The sequence below is a fragment of the Flavobacterium sp. DG2-3 genome, from assembly GCF_030730925.1.
Taxonomy (GTDB): Bacteria; Bacteroidota; Bacteroidia; order Flavobacteriales; family Flavobacteriaceae; genus Flavobacterium.
In genome coordinates this window covers 133,544-150,390 of sequence record NZ_JAVAMB010000003.1, presented here as the reverse complement: position 1 = coordinate 150,390, position 16,847 = coordinate 133,544, and the positions used below count along the sequence as shown (strand labels likewise).

Here is a 16,847-nt window from a genome sequence, read left to right as displayed (position 1 = left end):
ACACTAATATATAAAAGCCTCTAAAAAATAATTTTAGAGGCTTTTTTGTTTTTATTATATAATTTTTTTTAATATTTTTCTTACTTTTGTTTTTGAGGTAATATTTCCCGTATTGGGAAAAATTAATTATATTTGTAATGAGAATTATCGCAAAAAGAACTTTGCAAAATTTTTGGGAACGTTTTCCTTCTGCTAAACAGCAATTATTATCATGGTATCAGATTTTTGATAAAAACAACTTTCAAAATTCAAATGAAATTCGATTAATATTTGGTTCAGCTGATTTTGTTGGGAACAATAAAGTAGTTTTTAATATCTGTGGAAATCATTTCAGATTAATTGTAAAAATAAATTATGAGACTCAGATTGTATATATTTTATTTGTTGGAACACATAGCGAATATGACGATTTAAAAGGCATAAAAAATTTATAGAAATGGAAATAAAACCTATAAAAACTGAAAAAGATTACGACTGGGCTTTAGAAAGAGTAAATGCTTTATTTGATGCTAAACCCAATACGGATGAAGGAGATGAATTGGATATTTTGGTCACTCTTATCGAAAAATATGAAAAGATTCATTATCCAATACCTGAACCTGACCCTATTGAAGCAATTAAATTTGTAATGGAGCAAAGAGGTCTTACTGATGCCGATTTGGGGAATTTATTAAATAGCCGTTCAAGAGTATCTGAAATATTCAAAAGAAAAAGAGCGTTGACTATAAAACAGATTAGAGTTTTGACTAAAGAGCTTCAAATTCCTGCTTCGATTTTAATTAAAGAATATGCATTAGTGCAATAAACAAAAGCCTCTAAAAATTTTAGAGGCTTTTTCTATTGAATTCTAAACCTGACAGGTTTTAAAAACCTGTCAGGTTTCTGTTCGATGTAATTATTTCGCAGCTTCGACTTTTGCTAAAACTTCTTCTTCAGTTCCTTCAAAAACTTCGGTTGTTGTTTTACCGTTTTCAGTTTTGGTAACCGTTCCAGTCGTTTTTCCGTTGATGTTTTTAACCTCAACTTTTACTGATGACTTATTTTGGTATTTTGAAGTGTCAAAACAATCTGTTTTTTGATATTTTCCAGTTGCATCAAAATGAGCCAGACATTTTGCTGTTTCTTCTTCAGAACAGCCTTTTTCTTTACACATTTTAATACATTCTTCTTTTGTCATTCCAGACATATCTCCGCATTTAGAGAAACCATCTTTGTGCATTTCTGTTTTAGCACAACAAGAAGCTTTTGCAGCAATATCAGAAGGTGCATGACCTTCTCCCAAAATTGGCGCAATTACCAAGCCAATCAAACAAGTCAATTTAATTAAAATATTCATTGAAGGCCCAGAAGTATCTTTAAACGGATCTCCAACTGTATCTCCAGTTACAGCTGCTTTATGTGCATCAGAACCTTTGTATGTCATTTCTCCGTTGATCATAACTCCAGCTTCAAAAGATTTTTTAGCATTATCCCAAGCACCTCCAGCATTGTTCTGGAAAACTGCCCAAAGCACTCCAGAAACGGTAACTCCAGCCATATAGCCTCCTAACATTTCAGCAATTAACTGATTGTTGTGCGTGTAAACTAACTTTCCTAAAAGAACAATTAAAATCGGGAAACCAATTGTCAGCACTCCTGGAAGCATCATTTCGCGTAAAGCGGCTTTTGTAGAAATCTCCACACATTTTCCGTATTCTGGTTTTGCAGTTCCCTCCATAATTCCAGAAATTTCTTTAAACTGACGGCGAACTTCGTATACCATATCCATTGCGGCTTTTCCAACAGAATTCATTGCCAAAGCAGAGAAAACCACTGGAATCATTCCGCCGACAAATAACATGGCTAAAACTGGCGCTTTAAAAATATTGATTCCGTCAATTCCTGTAAAGGTTACATAGGCTGCAAATAATGCTAATGAAGTTAAAGCTGCAGAAGCAATTGCAAATCCTTTTCCAGTTGCAGCAGTTGTATTTCCTACTGAGTCTAAAATATCGGTTCTTGTACGAACTTCTTTTGGCAATTCGCTCATTTCTGCGATTCCTCCAGCGTTGTCAGAGATTGGTCCAAAAGCATCGATTGCCAATTGCATAGCGGTTGTAGCCATCATTGCAGAAGCGGCTAATGCTACTCCGTAAAATCCTGCTAAAGCATAAGAAATCCAAATCGCCACTGCAAATAGTAAAACGGTTGGAAACGTAGAAATCATTCCTGTCGCCAAACCTGCAATTACGTTTGTTCCCGCACCTGTAGATGATTTTTGAACGATTGCCAAAACTGGTTTTGTTCCCAATCCTGTATAATATTCTGTTACTGATGAAATGGCTCCACCCACTACTAATCCGACTAAAGTAGCATAGAAAACACGCATTGATGAAATGGCTTTAGATCCTTCTCCAAAGAAAGTCATCTGCATGGTTTCTGGCAGCATATACTGAACTAAGAAAAAACAAGCCACAGCTGTTAAAACAATAGAAACCCAGTTTCCTATATTTAATGCTTTTTGTACTTGTGCTTCTTTTGCATTATCATCTGTAATTTTTACTAATGTTGTTCCGATAATTGAAAATAGAATTCCGAAACCTGCAATTGCCATTGGAAGTAAAATTGGCCCAATTCCGCCGAAAGCATCATTGATACTTCCGCCCATATCTTTTATCACATAGTTTCCAAGAACCATAGCGGCTAAAACAGTTGCCACATAAGACCCGAATAAATCGGCTCCCATACCTGCCACGTCCCCCACGTTATCTCCTACGTTATCTGCAATAGTTGCTGGATTACGAGGATCATCTTCTGGAATTCCTGCTTCTACTTTACCTACTAAATCGGCACCAACGTCTGCAGCTTTGGTGTAAATTCCGCCTCCTACACGTGCAAACAAAGCAATAGATTCTGCTCCTAGAGAAAATCCGGCTAGAGTTTCTAAAACTACCGTCATTGTATCGGTATCTTTCCAAACTCCGCCAGAAAAAAGATGAAAGAATATGATAAAGAAAGAAGTTAATCCTAAAACGGCTAAACCTGCAACTCCAAGTCCCATTACGGTCCCACCGCCAAAAGAAACTTTTAATGCCTGAGGAAGGCTTGTACGTGCGGCTTGAGTAGTTCTAACGTTTGTTTTGGTTGCTATTTTCATTCCGATATTTCCAGCATAGGCCGAAAATAACGCCCCAAAAATAAAGGCAATTACGATTAATAAATGTGTTTTTACTCCTGGAATAAATGTAATTCCTGCCAAAGCTAAACTGGCTATAATTACGAAGATGGTTAATAACTTATATTCGGCTTTTAGAAAGGCTAAGGCTCCTTCGTAAATGTAATCTGAAATCTCTTTCATCTTACCGTCTCCGGCATCTTGTTTTAAAACCCAACTCCTTTTTATTCCCATGAAAAGTAATCCCAAAACTGCCATTACAATTGGCAGGTAAATCATAAATGCATTCATAATATATTAATGGTTTTGGTTAATAGTCAACAATCTAACTAAAACGAATTTAAACAAAAAAGCAATACTCCTGACGGCAGTATTGCTTTTTTTATATTAGAATGCGGTTAAAATTATTTAATACTAAATAATCCTTCCGGTTTATTTTCAATGTCATCAAAACGTTTTGTACACTCAGCGATAATATCGTAAGCTTCTTTTACGTCTCCCCATCCTTCAACATCTACTTTTTTGTTTTCAAGATCTTTGTACACTTGGAAGAAATGCTCGATTTCTTTTACTAAGTGTGGGTTCATGTCAGAAAGATCGTTTAATGAATTCCAGATTGGATCTGAAACTGGTACACAAATAATTTTTTCGTCTGGCCCTTTATCATCTGCCATGTGGAATACACCGATTGGCTTAACTTCCATAACACATCCAGGGAAAGTTGGCTCGTTTACTAAAACTAATACGTCAAGAGGATCACCGTCTAAAGCTAAAGTTTCTGGAATAAATCCGTAATCTGCTGGGTACATCATTGAAGAGAATAACATTCTGTCGAAACGCATTCTTTTAATTTCAAAATCGTACTCGTATTTATTTCTGCTTCCTCTTGGTATTTCGATCAATACATCGAAAGTCGTTAATTTGTCTGCGGTCATTTTTGTTTTTTAATGTTTCTATAATTTCGGTTGCAAAAATAACTAAAGAATCTAGTTTTACAATAAAAAACAAGGTTAAATTATCTTCATTATCGTTTAAAAAACAAGCATTTAATAGGTGATTTTTCTATTTCTTTTCTTTAAGTAATAATGCCACAGCAAATAGGTTGCGTAAGAACGGTAAGGACTCCATTGTTCAGCATGAATTTCCATTTCCTGTTTGTCGTGAATATTCAATAATTCTTTGATGGTATTGATTACGGCAATGTCTCCTAGCGGAATCAAATCGGGCTCTTCCAGACAGAACATCAAATAAATATCAATCGTCCAGTTTCCTATGCCTTTTAATTTAATTAGTTCTTCGCGAACTTGCTTTGCCGATTTTGAAGCTAAACTTTCAATATCTAATTCTTTGTTTAAAACCGCTTCCGCTAAAATTTTAATATATTTCGTTTTCTGACGGCTTACTCCTAAACTTCTGAATTCTTCATCAGATAAAGCTGCCATGTTTTCTTGCGTACAATCTTTATAAGCCTTAATTTTTAAAAATGTGGCTTTCGCCGAATCTATAGAGACTTGCTGTTCTAGTATCAGCAAAACCAAAGTTTCAAAACCAGGCGGGCGTCTTGGAACTGGAGGCAATCCATATTTTTCTATGATTTCTAGAAATATTGGATTTTTAGAGGATAGAAAATCAATGGCTTCCTGCATGATTGTGTTTTAAGTTTATTCCAAAATTAGATAAAAAAAGAATCTCGCAAAGACGCTAAGTCGCAAAGTTTTTTTGTTTCACGCAGATCTAGCAGATGAAGCAGATTTATTTTTTTATATTCTAAAAATAAGATCTGCACGAATCAGCTTAAATCCTTATAAATCTGCGTGAAACAAATCACAAAAAAAGTCGCAAAGAAAAACCTTTGCGACTTTGTAACTTTGTCTCTTTGCAACTTAAAAGTAAAACCCAAAAGATCCTTTTATTGCAAATTTATGTGCGTCTGGCATATCTAAATAATTTCCTCTCCATGAGAAATCTAGACGGAATACTTTGAAGATATTCCCAATTCCTGCATTGTATTCCCAATATACTTTTTCTGGCGCATTGTATGGCAATCCAGAAGCATTGATAGCGCGATTAGCATCAGAAATAGTTCCGTGTACTGCTCTTACCCCAATAAATTCTCTCCAGTTTAGTTTTCTCATAAATGGAATTCTCGCGAATAGCCTTCCTCCAAAATCATGATTCCATTGTAGAGTTGTATATTGATCTGTAACGAATTCGTAGAAATTCAAGTTACTGAATGTATTCTCAATCGTAAAATAAGTCTGGTTACCCGGAATTACACTCATTAAACCTAACGGAATTGTTCCAAAAGTTTTTCCTGTTTCAACTGTAATATTACTTCTTCCTAAAGGTCCAATGATAATTGGCTGTCTGTAGAAAACCTGAATTTTTTCGTACGCAAAATCGCTGTCAAAAACTCCTTTTAATCCGTAACTAAAATTCACAAAGAAATGACTAAATGGGCTGTCAACTAAATCTCTCTCAACACCATAACCAATTGTTTTGCGGTTTGGCATAAACTCAAACTGAATATTGGCTTCTGCCTGTCTCACCATACTTTGTACCGTTCCTGCAGGATTTGCAGCGGTTGGTAAAGTAGTATAATAATCTAAACTAAACGTTTTTGATGCCGATTCTAAAGTTCGATAGGAGAATCCTGCCTGAACAATAAAATTCTTCTTTGCTTCCATTTCGATAGAAACATTGCTCAAATTAATATTCGTCAGCTTTCCGTTACTTCCTGTGGTAAATAAAGCTGATGAAGCAAAACTTCGTCCTAAAACGTCATTTGTTGTGGTTAAACTCGCACCGATCTGCTCAATATCGCGCCTATTTCCTCCAGAAATAATAAGTCGGTTTTTCTTATCAACCATCCATTTTCCAGAAACTCCATATTTGAACTTATTGTCATCAAAACCGTAAGCCGTATAAGCCTGAATACGCCACGGATCATTTGGTCCAAAATAGGTTCTTCCTCCAACTCTTAAACGCAAGCCTTCTACTTCATTGTACCCAAAAGTAGAGAAGATTGGGCCATAATCGAAATTTTTAAACTCAATATAACCGCTTCCCAAAATAGAGACGAGATTGTACAGCTGCTTAAATCGCTTGACAGTCTGCAAAGTATCGAGCATTTTATAAATACCCGCTTCGTCTTTATTTAATTTTTCAAAACGATTTTCTTCCCAAAATTCCGGCGGTCGTTCATAAACGGCGTTATCAATAAAATTGACTTCTTCCTTATAAAACTTCTCTGGTTTCTGAATATTGAATTTATGTCCACGATACAAAGTCGTTCGTTTTCCGTAAACTCCTTTTGATTTTTCTTTTTTATTTAAAGCAAAATCAGACATCATGTAATCACGTGTCAAAAGGAAAACAGAATCGTTTTCAACTTCAAATTCTTGTTCGATATAAATATCTTTTACCCAGTTAATATTGGCACTTTTGGTAACGCCCATATTAATTTTCTTGATCGCAAAAGTGGTATCATTAACCCAAAAATCTCCTTTAAAAGTTAATTCATTTTTACGTCTTGGATAGAAAACAATATTATAACACCATTTTTTGTCAATAAAAGCACTGTCTTTTAATACATAATTGTAGACATCAATTCCCGTTTTAGACAGCGGACTTGTAAAACTTTTATCAAAAAATTTAAGGTGGTTATCGTAAATGTTGTAGTCAGAATAAAGATCTTTAACGAAAGATAAAATCTGCTGATTTCCGTTAAAACCAGACATTTTATTCCCTGTTAAATTTTCTTTTACTTTCTTCAATCTATTGTCTCCATAAACATCATAAACGGATTCGTTAATGAAAATTGGAAGATAGGTTTTTCCCGTAACATCAGAAGTATCAACATGATTAAAGACAAACTCCATTCCTTTAAAAAGTTTGTTTTTCATAAAAGCACTATCAATCGTGTTCATATCAAACTCGACTTTTTCGTACTTCTGCATTTGATATTGATTGAACTGGTACAGTCCGTTTTTACGTTTTCTTGCCCAGATTTTCCTCAAGATATCCAATGCGGGATTGTTCTTCTTCGAAGTTTTACCTGTATAAATTACGACTTCATTTAAAGCTTCGGCTTCGCCTAAAACTATTTTAAAATCGTAGTTAACTGCTTTTTCCAAAGTGACTTCTTTATCTGAAAATCCTGCAGAACTTACAATCAAAGTTTTATAAGTATTGGGAGACTCTAGATAAAAACGGCCATCTTCATTAGATACAATTCCAATGTTTGTACCTTTAAATACCACATTAGCAAAAGGTATCGGCTGATTTGTTTTGTCCAAAACAACTCCACTCACTTTAGTTTGTGCAGTAACAACATTCGCAAATGCAAATACAATATATAAGAGAAGTAGAGTTAATTTGTTCATTATAAAGTAAAAAAAAACTTCACCAATCCATGTTTGTCTGATGAAGTTTTATGAGTATTATGTATTTGTATTATTTGTATAATACTTTTTTAACTGCTTTTACTACATCACCTGCATTTGGCAACCATTCTTTAAGCAAAACTGGCGAATAAGGTGCAGGAGTATCTGCAGTTGTAATACGTTGAATTGGCGCATCTAAGAAATCGAAAGCCTGTTCTTGAACAAGGTAAGTGATTTCAGAAGAAAGACTGGCAACTGGCCAAGCTTCTTCAAGAATTACTAAACGATTTGTTTTCTTAACAGAAGTTAAAATCGCATCTTTATCCATTGGACGAACTGTTCTTAAATCGATAATCTCACAAGAAATTCCTTCTTTAGCTAATTCATCAGCAGCGATAAAAGCTTCTTTGATGATTTTTCCGAAAGAAACGATAGTTACATCTGTTCCTTCACGTTTAATATCAGCAACACCTAGAGGAATTGTGTATTCTCCGTCTGGCACTTCACCTTTATCACCATACATTTGCTCAGACTCCATGAAAATAACTGGGTCATTATCGCGAATAGCCGATTTCAAAAGTCCTTTTGCATCGTAAGGAGTTGAAGGAACAACAACTTTAAGACCTGGAGTATTAGCAAACCAGTTTTCTAAAGCTTGTGAGTGAGTAGCTCCTAATTGTCCAGCAGAAGCTGTTGGTCCGCGGAAAACGATAGGCACATTAAACTGTCCTCCTGTCATCTGACGCATTTTAGCAGCGTTGTTTATAATTTGATCAATACCAACTAAACAGAAGTTGAATGTCATATATTCTACAATCGGGCGGTTTCCATTCATTGCAGAACCTACTGCAATTCCTGAAAAACCAAGCTCAGCAATCGGAGTATCAATTACTCTTTTTTCACCAAACTCAGCAAGCATTCCTTTTGAAGCCTTGTAAGCTCCATTGTATTCTGCAACCTCTTCGCCCATTAAATATATGGATTCATCGCGACGCATTTCTTCGCTCATCGCTTCGCAAATGGCCTCTCTAAATTGTATTGTTCTCATATTTTATATTGTATGTTGAATTTTCTGAAGAGCAAAAATAAATATTTTAAATAACTTAAAAGCATAAATTGAATTTAAAATCGCATGAACTTCTATCTGTTCTCTGGTTTTAACTTTTTAAAGTTTATTGTGATATTTACGAAATCGATATAATACGTATGTTTTACACTTAACTTTTCTTAAAACTATTTTTCAGACAAACTTGTATTCATTTGTTTAATTCTTGTTTCCTCAGAATTCATTCATCAGAACGGAAAAATTCGAAAATTAGTATTTATCATACAAAATTAATTTACCGCTAAATCGTCAATCATTGCAAAATTCCTAACAATCAGACAAAATAGCTGTTTTTTCATTTTTAAATTCCAATGAAATTCATTTCAAACTGCATAATCAGCGAAATCGTAATAGTTTTAAAAAATATTATGCACGCATAGTATAATTATTCCAAATAATATTCTAAATTTGTAAAAGCATATTATAAATTCAAAATATATACTTATGAAAATACTAGTTTGCATCAGCCATGTGCCTGATACTACTTCAAAAATTAACTTCACCAATGGTGACTCAGAATTTGACACTAATGGCGTACAATATGTAATTAATCCTAACGACGAATTTGGTCTTACACGTGCTATCTGGTTCCAAGAACAACAAGGGGCAAATGTAACGGTTGTAAACGTTGGAGGTCCTGATACTGAACCAACATTGCGTAAAGCTTTGGCAATTGGTGCAAACGAAGCAATTCGTGTTAATGCAAATCCTACTGACGGATTTTTTGTTGCAAAACAATTAGCAGAAGTAATTAAAAACGGCGGTTACGATTTAGTAATTGCTGGTAAAGAATCTTTAGATTATAACGGAGGAATGGTTCCTGGAATGATTGCTGGAATTTTAGGTTCTAACTTCTTAAACTCTTGTACAGCTATAACAATTGACGGAAACAATGTAAAAGCAGTTCGTGAAATTGATGGTGGAAAAGAAACTGTAAGCACTACCCTTCCTTTAATCATTGGAGGCCAAAAAGGTCTTGTTGAAGAAAAAGACTTACGTATCCCGAACATGAGAGGAATTATGACAGCAAGAACTAAAGCGCTTACTATTCTTGAGCCAGTTGATGCTGCTGTAAATACAAAAGCGGTGAAATTTGAAAAACCAGCTCCAAAATCGGCAGTAAAATTAGTTTCTGCAGATAATTTAGATGAGTTAATCAATTTATTACACAACGAGGCTAAAGTGATTTAAGATTGTAGATTTTAGATTGCTCATCGCAATGCTAAATCTAAATCCACATTTGATTCACTTCAAAATCTAAAATCAATAATCATTTTAGGTTTCAATTTTAAAAAATCTGAAATCTAAAATCTAAAATCTAAAATTATTATGTCAATATTAATATATGCAGAATCTGCAGAAGGAAAATTTAAAAAAGTAGCTTTCGAATTAGCTTCTTATGCTAAAAAAGTAGCAGAATCATTAGGAACTACTGTTACAGCTTTGACTGTAAACATTAGCGACGTAAGCGAATTAGGCAAATACGGAGTTGATAAAGTTTTAAAAGTAAGCAACGACAAATTAGCTGGTTTTAATGCAAAAGCTTACGCTGATGTTATTAAACAAGCTGCTGAAAAAGAAGGAACAAAAGTAGTTTTACTTTCTTCTACTACAGACAGTATTTATCTTTCGCCACTTGTTGCGGTAGCTTTACAAGCTGGTTTCGCTTCAAACGTGGTTGGATTGCCAGTTAGCACTTCTCCATTTCAAGTAAAAAGAAATGCTTTCTCAAACAAAGCTTTCAACATTACAGAAATCAGTACAGATGTAAAAGTTCTTGGTTTAGCTAAAAACTCTTATGGTCTTTTTGAAAGCGCTGGAGCTGCTGCTGCAGAAGACTTTAACCCAACAATTGGCGACAACGATTTTGGAGTAAAAGTAGAATCTGTAGAAAAAGTTTCTGGAAAAGTTTCTATCGCTGATGCTGATATCGTAGTTTCTGGCGGACGCGGATTAAAAGGACCTGAAAACTGGGGATTAATTGAAGATTTAGCTGCAGTTCTTGGTGCTGCGACTGCTTGTTCTAAACCAGTTTCAGATTTAGGATGGAGACCTCACAGCGAACACGTTGGACAAACTGGAAAACCGGTTGCAACTAACTTATACATTGCTGTAGGTATTTCTGGAGCAATCCAGCATATTGCAGGTATTAACTCTTCTAAAGTGAAAGTAGTAATCAATAACGACCCAGAAGCTCCTTTCTTTAAAGTTGCTGATTATGGTGTTGTCGGAGATGCTTTCGAAATTGTACCTCAATTAACAGAGAAATTAAAAGCTTTCAAAGCTCAGCATTCTTAATTCAAAGAATTCTCATTAAAAATATTGCTGCCTAAAAACAAGATGTTGTATCTTTGTTTATAGGCAGCTTTTTTGTTCCATATTTTTTGATTAAAATTGCAGCTTTATTTTCTAATCAAAAACAGTATTAAAATAAGGCGCTAAGTGCCTTTTTTACAAACATATATGAGTCTAGTAAAATTATCCATAAAAGGAATTTCATACAGTCAAACTCAAAATGGCGCTTATGCCTTAATTTTGAATGAAGTGGATGGCGAAAGAAAACTACCTATAGTTATTGGCGCTTTTGAAGCCCAGTCAATCGCTATTGCTTTAGAAAAAGAAATAAAACCGCCACGTCCTTTAACTCACGATTTATTCAAAAATTTTGCTGAAAGATTTGATATCGTGGTGAAACAAGTTATCATTCACAAATTAGTCGACGGCGTTTTTTATTCAAGCTTAATCTGCGAAAGAGATAAAATCGAAGAAATTATCGATGCAAGAACTTCAGATGCTATTGCTTTGGCATTACGTTTTAACGCTCCTATTTTCACTTATAAAAACATCTTAGATAAAGCAGGTATTTATCTAAAATCAAATACTGCCGAAACAGATTCTGGAGCTCAGGAAATTGATGATGTTCTTTCGAATCCTGAAACTTTCGGACACGAAGAAGAAAGCAATCAGTCTGGAGATGTATACGCAAAACATTCTTTGCAAGAATTAAACGAACTTTTGGATCAAGCTGTTTCTCAGGAAGACTACGAAAAAGCAGCCAAAATTAGAGACGAAATCTCTAGAAGATAAATTCAAATGTTTAATCGTTGACCGTTTATTCGTTAAATCGATTAAACAATTAAACGAATAACCGAATAAACAAACAAATGAAACAATACTTAGATTTAGTAAAACACGTTTTAGAAAACGGCAATCAAAAAGGAGACCGAACAGGAACTGGAACAAAAAGTGTTTTTGGCTACCAAATGCGTTTTGATTTAAGTGAAGGTTTCCCAATGGTTACAACTAAAAAACTTCATTTAAAATCCATCATTTACGAATTGCTTTGGTTTTTAAAAGGAGATACCAATATTAAATATCTTCAAGAAAACGGAGTAAAAATATGGGATGAATGGGCAGATTCTAATGGAGATTTAGGCCCCGTTTACGGACATCAATGGCGTAACTGGAACAGCGAAGAAATCGATCAGATTTCTGAATTAATTACAGAATTGAAAACGAATCCGAATAGCAGAAGAATGCTGGTTTCGGCTTGGAATCCTTCCGTTCTGCCAGATACCAAAAAGTCTTTTGAGGAAAATGTTGCCAATAACAAAGCCGCATTGCCTCCTTGCCATGCCTTTTTTCAGTTTTATGTAGCAAGTCCAGATCCTGAAAAAGGAGAAACAAAAGGAAAACTTTCTTGCCAATTGTATCAGCGAAGTGCCGATATCTTTTTGGGAGTTCCTTTTAACATTGCTTCTTATGCATTGCTAACGATGATGATTGCACAAGTATGCGATTTAGAGCCAGGCGAATTTATTCACACTTTTGGCGACGCACATATCTACAACAATCATTTTGAGCAATTAGAGCTGCAACTTACGAGAGAACCAAAACCATTACCAAAAATGATTTTGAATCCAGAGATTAAAAACATTTTTGATTTTGATTATGGTGATTTCACACTTGTTGACTACGATCCGCATCCTGCTATAAAAGGAAGTGTCGCTGTATAAAAACAAAAAATCCGCTTTAAATTAAAGCGGATTTTTTTATACAATTAAAACACTGTTTTCACTTCCAGCAAAATCATTCCATTTATAAGAATCGGCTTCTGGGTCATTTACATAATTCCCGTCAACCAGATACTTAAATTCGTATATAGCATCTTTAACCAAGTCATAAGTTGCTTTAAACGTTCCATTTTTCAATTTACTCAAAGCGCCTTCTTCGGCATTCCAATTATTGAAATCTCCAACAACAGCAGCCGAATCTGCATCTTTAACATCTATTGAAAACGTAACTTTACATACTGGCTTCGTTTTCACAAATTGTTTCTTTAAAGACATAACTATTTCGTTTTTAGATTTATACATCTAAAATTAATTAAATTCAGCGAAACACCAGTTACTACCTGAACCGATTTATGATAATTCCAAAAACAGCATATCATTTTCGCTTTATCTATAATTTAAAGCTGTTAAAATTTTGTTTTTCAAATTCTTATAACATTTAAAAGGAAATATTCCACATCCAAAATAGTGACTTTCGAAAATAAATTTTAACTTTATGATCTGATTTTTATCTTATGGAAAAAGAAGCACACGAACAGTACGAATACGCTAGACGCCGCTTAAGACAAAAAAAGGTCTTATATTTTCACTTTGTTCTTTTCCTGTTAGGAAGTTTATTTTTATTTGTTGCCAATAGATTTTTTGGTTTCGGAGAAGGCACAACTCAAAATTGGTGCATCTGGGGTATTACAATCTGGCTTTTCCTTTTTATTCTGCACTTTATAAAAGTGTACATAACCGACCGTTTTATGAATAAAAAATGGGAAAGAGAACAAATTGACAGACTTGTTGCTTTACAGCAAAAAAGAATTAGTCAGCTTGAATCTTCTATTAACGAAGAGAATGAAAATAAAATTTAGTTAGCATACCATGATTATAATGATAGCGGCTGCAGCCGAAAATAATGCGCTTGGAAAAAACAACGAATTAGTATGGCATTTGCCAAATGATTTTAAAAGATTTAAATCGCTTACTACTGGCCATCATATTATTATGGGAAGAAAAACTTTTGAAAGTTTCCCTAAACCATTACCAGATCGTGTTCACGTTGTTATTTCGCGACAAGAAAATTACAAACCAGAAGGGTGCATTGTAGTAGACAGTATTGAAAAAGCAATTGCAATTTGTCCTGAAAACGATGACAGCTACATTATAGGCGGCGGAGAAATTTACAATCTTGGCCTTCCATTTACCGATATTATCGAATTGACAAAAGTGCATCATTCTTTTGATGCTGATGCTTTTTTTCCTAAAATCAATAAAAGCGAATGGGTTTTAGTGGAATCTGAAGAAAATTTTAAAGACGAAAAGCATCTTTACGATTACACTTATGAAACTTACATTAGAAAATAAATAAAAAACATCCTCTTTTTAGGGAGGATGTTTTTAAAACAACTGAACTGAAGCCTAACTCGCTCAAGAAAAAATTTTTGTTAAAAATCACAAATGTTAAGAACATCTGTAAAAACTGAATAACATTTAATGTTATTTGAGACCTAAATCTCAAAAACGCCTTTAATAACAAATACCACTAAGATATTAAAGGCAGAAAATTAAAATTTCCAAAAACAAATTTAATCCTAAGAACGTACTTTGCACTTAAATATAGTATTTCCCCCCAAGAACAATACTTTACAAAATTTCTTCAAGAACAAATGATTTACCAGCGCAAAAAAAGTAATCATTTGTTTAAGTCACAGCGACATCAATTATTAAAACTTTAATCATTTTTACTTTAGCAAAGTTGCTCATAATACAATCATTAGACAATACCAAGATTTAGGGATTTTGGCAAAATACCTAGATTTAGGGATGGCCGAAATACCTTTATATTGTGTTTTAAAACAAACACTGCAAAACATTTATTTGACAAATTAAAAAACTCAATTACAGTTAATCTAGATTGTTTATATTTGCCTAAATAAAAAAAATGTCTAAAAAAGTAACTCCGTATAAAGACTCTTCACTAGGTAAAAAAGAGCAAGTAACCCAAATGTTTGACACCATTTCTGGGAATTACGATAATTTGAATCGCGTAATTTCTTTTGGTATTGACGTTAAATGGCGTAAAAAAGTATTAAAGATAGTATCAGACAAAAAACCAAAAGTTATTTTGGATATTGCAACAGGAACTGGCGACTTAGCAATTTTGATGGCACAAACTAATGCTGAAAAAATTATTGGTTTGGATATTTCTGCTGGAATGCTAGAAGTGGGAAAAAAGAAAGTAGAAGAAAAAAAACTTTCTAATGTTATCGAGCTTGTTTTAGGCGATTCTGAAAACATGCCATTTGAAGACAATCATTTTGATGCGATTACAGTAGGTTTTGGGGTAAGAAATTTTGAAAACCTAGAAAAAGGTTTTGCAGAAATCTTAAGAGTTCTAAAACCAAATGGAGTGTTTGTTATACTAGAAACTTCTGTTCCTGATAAATTTCCTTATAAACAAGGTTACAATTTTTACAGCAAAAACATTCTTCCGTTAATCGGAAAATTATTTTCTAAAGATAATGATGCCTATGGTTATTTATCTGAATCGGCTGCTGCTTTTCCTTATGGTGAAGCCTTAAACAATATTTTGCGAAAAACTGGGTTTATAGATGTTGTGGCAATGCCCCAAACTTTTGGTGTCGCAACAATTTATTCTGCATCTAAAAAATAGTATGAAAAAAGTTGTAATCTTATTTTTACTGGTCTTAACGACAAAAGGACATTCTCAATTTGCTAAAAACATGTTTAGCAAAGACCCAATTATTAACCTAGAAAACTGGCAGAAACAGCGCGTTTACTTTGGTTATTATTTAGGATTTAATAGTTTTGACTTTAAATTTGATTACAAAAATCCTGTACAGGAAGATATTCAGGTTAAAAAAACTACTGGTTTTAATGTGGGTGTCGTAGCCGACTTAAGACTTCAGGAATATATTAACCTTCGTTTTGAGCCAGGTTTGTATTATACTAAACGAGATTTGTATTTTCCGGGCGTTGGAACTTCAGAAAGCGACTATTTAAGAGAAGTAAACAGTACTTATATTCATTTCCCTTTATTGGTAAAATTTTCAGCTTTAAGAACCGGAAACGTTCGTCCTTATTTAGTTGGAGGAATGTCTACCACTTTAAACTTGTCTAGTAATTCTAAATCTTCAGATGACAACTTTGAAGGAAAATTTAGAGTAAAACAATGGACAGCTGCCTATGAAGTAGGTTTTGGAATTGACTTCTTTACAGAATATTTCATCTTCTCTCCTTCTGTAAGAGGAATGTTTGGAATTACAGATGAATTAATTCGCGATAAGCCAATAAACGGGCCAAGTCCGTGGACAGATAATATCGATTCGATGAAATCTAGAGCGATTTTAATAAATTTCACTTTCCACTAAAACAAAATATCAACTATTTCGTTTAAATTCACTAAGAATAATTGCTGTTGCAGTAGCTACATTTAAACTTTCGGTTTTTTGCAGCTCACCAAATCTAGGAATTGTTAGACGATCGGTTACTATTTTTTCAATTTCTTCTGAAATACCGTTGGCTTCATTACCCATAATAATGATTCCTTCCTGCGGTAATTGAGATTGATAAATATTTTTTCCATCCATAAAAGTTCCAAAAACAGGCAGTTTAGTTTGAGCAAGATAGATTTTTAAATCAACATAACTTACATTTACTCTGGTGATAGAACCCATTGTAGCTTGTACCACTTTCGGATTATAAATATCTACTGTTTCTTTAGAACAGACAATCTGCTTAATACCAAACCAATCGCAAAGACGCAAAATGGTTCCTAAATTTCCAGGATCTCTAATGTCGTCTAAAGCTAAAATTAAACCCGAATCGATTATTTTCTTTTCGGCTGGAATTTTAAAAACCGCCAGACAAGAATTTGGAGTAGACAAAGCACTTATTTTTTTCAGTTCTTGATCATTAATAAGCGTTCGTTTTGAAGCATCAACTGCTTCAAAATCATTTAATGTTGTGTATAAATGTTCTAATTCAAAATTGGATTGCAGCAATTCTTGAATTACTTTTACTCCTTCAGCAAAAAATAATTGATTAGCAAAACGCTGCTTTTTTTGATGTAAACCTGAGATAAGCTTTATTTGGTTTTTACTAACCATAAAATAATGTAC

The 16,847-nt window shown here is 33.8% G+C and carries 17 protein-coding genes; 10 read left to right on the top strand and 7 right to left on the bottom strand.

Annotated elements, in window-relative coordinates; all coding sequences use genetic code 11:
- Positions 1–137 precede the first annotated feature (137 nt).
- Both Q9Q97_RS06715 and Q9Q97_RS06710 read left to right on the top strand, forming a co-directional pair.
- On the top strand, positions 138–434 hold the full coding sequence (locus Q9Q97_RS06715; protein WP_306155800.1) for a type II toxin-antitoxin system HigB family toxin: 297 nt from the start codon (positions 138–140) through the stop codon (positions 432–434).
- Positions 435–436: 2 nt separating this feature from the next.
- A complete protein-coding gene (locus tag Q9Q97_RS06710; protein ID WP_306155799.1) occupies positions 437–805 on the top strand; it encodes a type II toxin-antitoxin system HigA family antitoxin in 369 nt (122 codons plus the stop codon).
- 90 nt (positions 806–895) lie between these two features.
- On the opposite strand, the gene Q9Q97_RS06705 is transcribed toward Q9Q97_RS06710, so the two are convergent.
- The 5 genes from Q9Q97_RS06705 to Q9Q97_RS06685 all read right to left on the bottom strand — a co-directional run bounded on the left by Q9Q97_RS06705 (position 896) and on the right by Q9Q97_RS06685 (position 8,587).
- Positions 896–3,445, bottom strand: a complete 2,550-nt coding sequence (locus tag Q9Q97_RS06705) for a sodium-translocating pyrophosphatase (RefSeq protein ID WP_306155798.1) — start codon at positions 3,443–3,445, stop codon at positions 896–898.
- Between the two features lie 113 nt (positions 3,446–3,558).
- A complete protein-coding gene (locus Q9Q97_RS06700) occupies positions 3,559–4,089 on the bottom strand; it encodes an inorganic diphosphatase (protein WP_306155797.1) in 531 nt (176 codons plus the stop codon).
- Positions 4,090–4,200: 111 nt separating this feature from the next.
- Positions 4,201–4,800 carry a DNA-3-methyladenine glycosylase gene (locus Q9Q97_RS06695; RefSeq protein ID WP_306155796.1) on the bottom strand — a complete coding sequence of 200 codons (600 nt, stop codon included), beginning with the start codon at positions 4,798–4,800 and terminating at the stop codon, positions 4,201–4,203.
- Positions 4,801–5,037: 237 nt separating this feature from the next.
- Positions 5,038–7,539 carry a DUF5686 and carboxypeptidase-like regulatory domain-containing protein gene (locus Q9Q97_RS06690; RefSeq protein ID WP_306155795.1) on the bottom strand — a complete coding sequence of 834 codons (2,502 nt, stop codon included), beginning with the start codon at positions 7,537–7,539 and terminating at the stop codon, positions 5,038–5,040.
- Positions 7,540–7,609: 70 nt separating this feature from the next.
- On the bottom strand, positions 7,610–8,587 hold the full coding sequence (locus Q9Q97_RS06685; RefSeq protein WP_306155794.1) for a pyruvate dehydrogenase complex E1 component subunit beta: 978 nt from the start codon (positions 8,585–8,587) through the stop codon (positions 7,610–7,612).
- A 501-nt stretch (positions 8,588–9,088) separates the two neighbouring features.
- Here Q9Q97_RS06685 and Q9Q97_RS06680 point away from each other — a divergent pair.
- From Q9Q97_RS06680 to Q9Q97_RS06665, 4 genes are all read left to right on the top strand, one after another.
- Positions 9,089–9,835, top strand: a complete 747-nt coding sequence (locus tag Q9Q97_RS06680) for an electron transfer flavoprotein subunit beta/FixA family protein (protein ID WP_306155793.1) — start codon at positions 9,089–9,091, stop codon at positions 9,833–9,835.
- Positions 9,836–9,973: 138 nt separating this feature from the next.
- The gene (locus Q9Q97_RS06675; RefSeq protein ID WP_306155792.1) at positions 9,974–10,942 is read left to right on the top strand and encodes an electron transfer flavoprotein subunit alpha/FixB family protein; all 969 of its coding nucleotides are present in this window, start codon (positions 9,974–9,976) and stop codon (positions 10,940–10,942) included.
- 165 nt (positions 10,943–11,107) lie between these two features.
- Positions 11,108–11,731 (top strand): bifunctional nuclease family protein, encoded by a 624-nt coding sequence (locus tag Q9Q97_RS06670; protein WP_008466556.1) that lies wholly within the window; start codon positions 11,108–11,110, stop codon positions 11,729–11,731.
- Positions 11,732–11,808: 77 nt separating this feature from the next.
- On the top strand, positions 11,809–12,660 hold the full coding sequence (locus Q9Q97_RS06665; RefSeq protein WP_306155791.1) for a thymidylate synthase: 852 nt from the start codon (positions 11,809–11,811) through the stop codon (positions 12,658–12,660).
- A 36-nt stretch (positions 12,661–12,696) separates the two neighbouring features.
- Here Q9Q97_RS06665 and Q9Q97_RS06660 read toward each other — a convergent pair whose 3' ends face one another.
- The gene (locus tag Q9Q97_RS06660) at positions 12,697–12,993 is read right to left on the bottom strand and encodes an isoamylase early set domain-containing protein (protein ID WP_306155790.1); all 297 of its coding nucleotides are present in this window, start codon (positions 12,991–12,993) and stop codon (positions 12,697–12,699) included.
- 239 nt (positions 12,994–13,232) lie between these two features.
- On the opposite strand from Q9Q97_RS06660, the gene Q9Q97_RS06655 reads away from it, so the two are divergent.
- From Q9Q97_RS06655 to Q9Q97_RS06640, 4 genes are all read left to right on the top strand, one after another.
- Entirely contained in the window at positions 13,233–13,577 is a 345-nt protein-coding gene (locus Q9Q97_RS06655; RefSeq protein WP_306155789.1) for a 2TM domain-containing protein, read from the top strand.
- A gap of 10 nt (positions 13,578–13,587) precedes the next feature.
- Complete coding sequence (locus Q9Q97_RS06650) at positions 13,588–14,070, top strand: dihydrofolate reductase (RefSeq protein WP_306155788.1); 483 nt, start codon at positions 13,588–13,590, stop codon at positions 14,068–14,070.
- 577 nt (positions 14,071–14,647) lie between these two features.
- A complete protein-coding gene (ubiE, locus tag Q9Q97_RS06645; RefSeq protein WP_306155787.1) occupies positions 14,648–15,379 on the top strand; it encodes a bifunctional demethylmenaquinone methyltransferase/2-methoxy-6-polyprenyl-1,4-benzoquinol methylase UbiE in 732 nt (243 codons plus the stop codon).
- A 1-nt stretch (position 15,380) separates the two neighbouring features.
- Complete coding sequence (locus Q9Q97_RS06640) at positions 15,381–16,097, top strand: porin family protein (protein WP_306155786.1); 717 nt, start codon at positions 15,381–15,383, stop codon at positions 16,095–16,097.
- A gap of 9 nt (positions 16,098–16,106) precedes the next feature.
- On the opposite strand, the gene Q9Q97_RS06635 is transcribed toward Q9Q97_RS06640, so the two are convergent.
- Entirely contained in the window at positions 16,107–16,835 is a 729-nt protein-coding gene (locus tag Q9Q97_RS06635; protein WP_306155785.1) for an RNA methyltransferase, read from the bottom strand.
- Positions 16,836–16,847 lie beyond the last annotated feature (12 nt).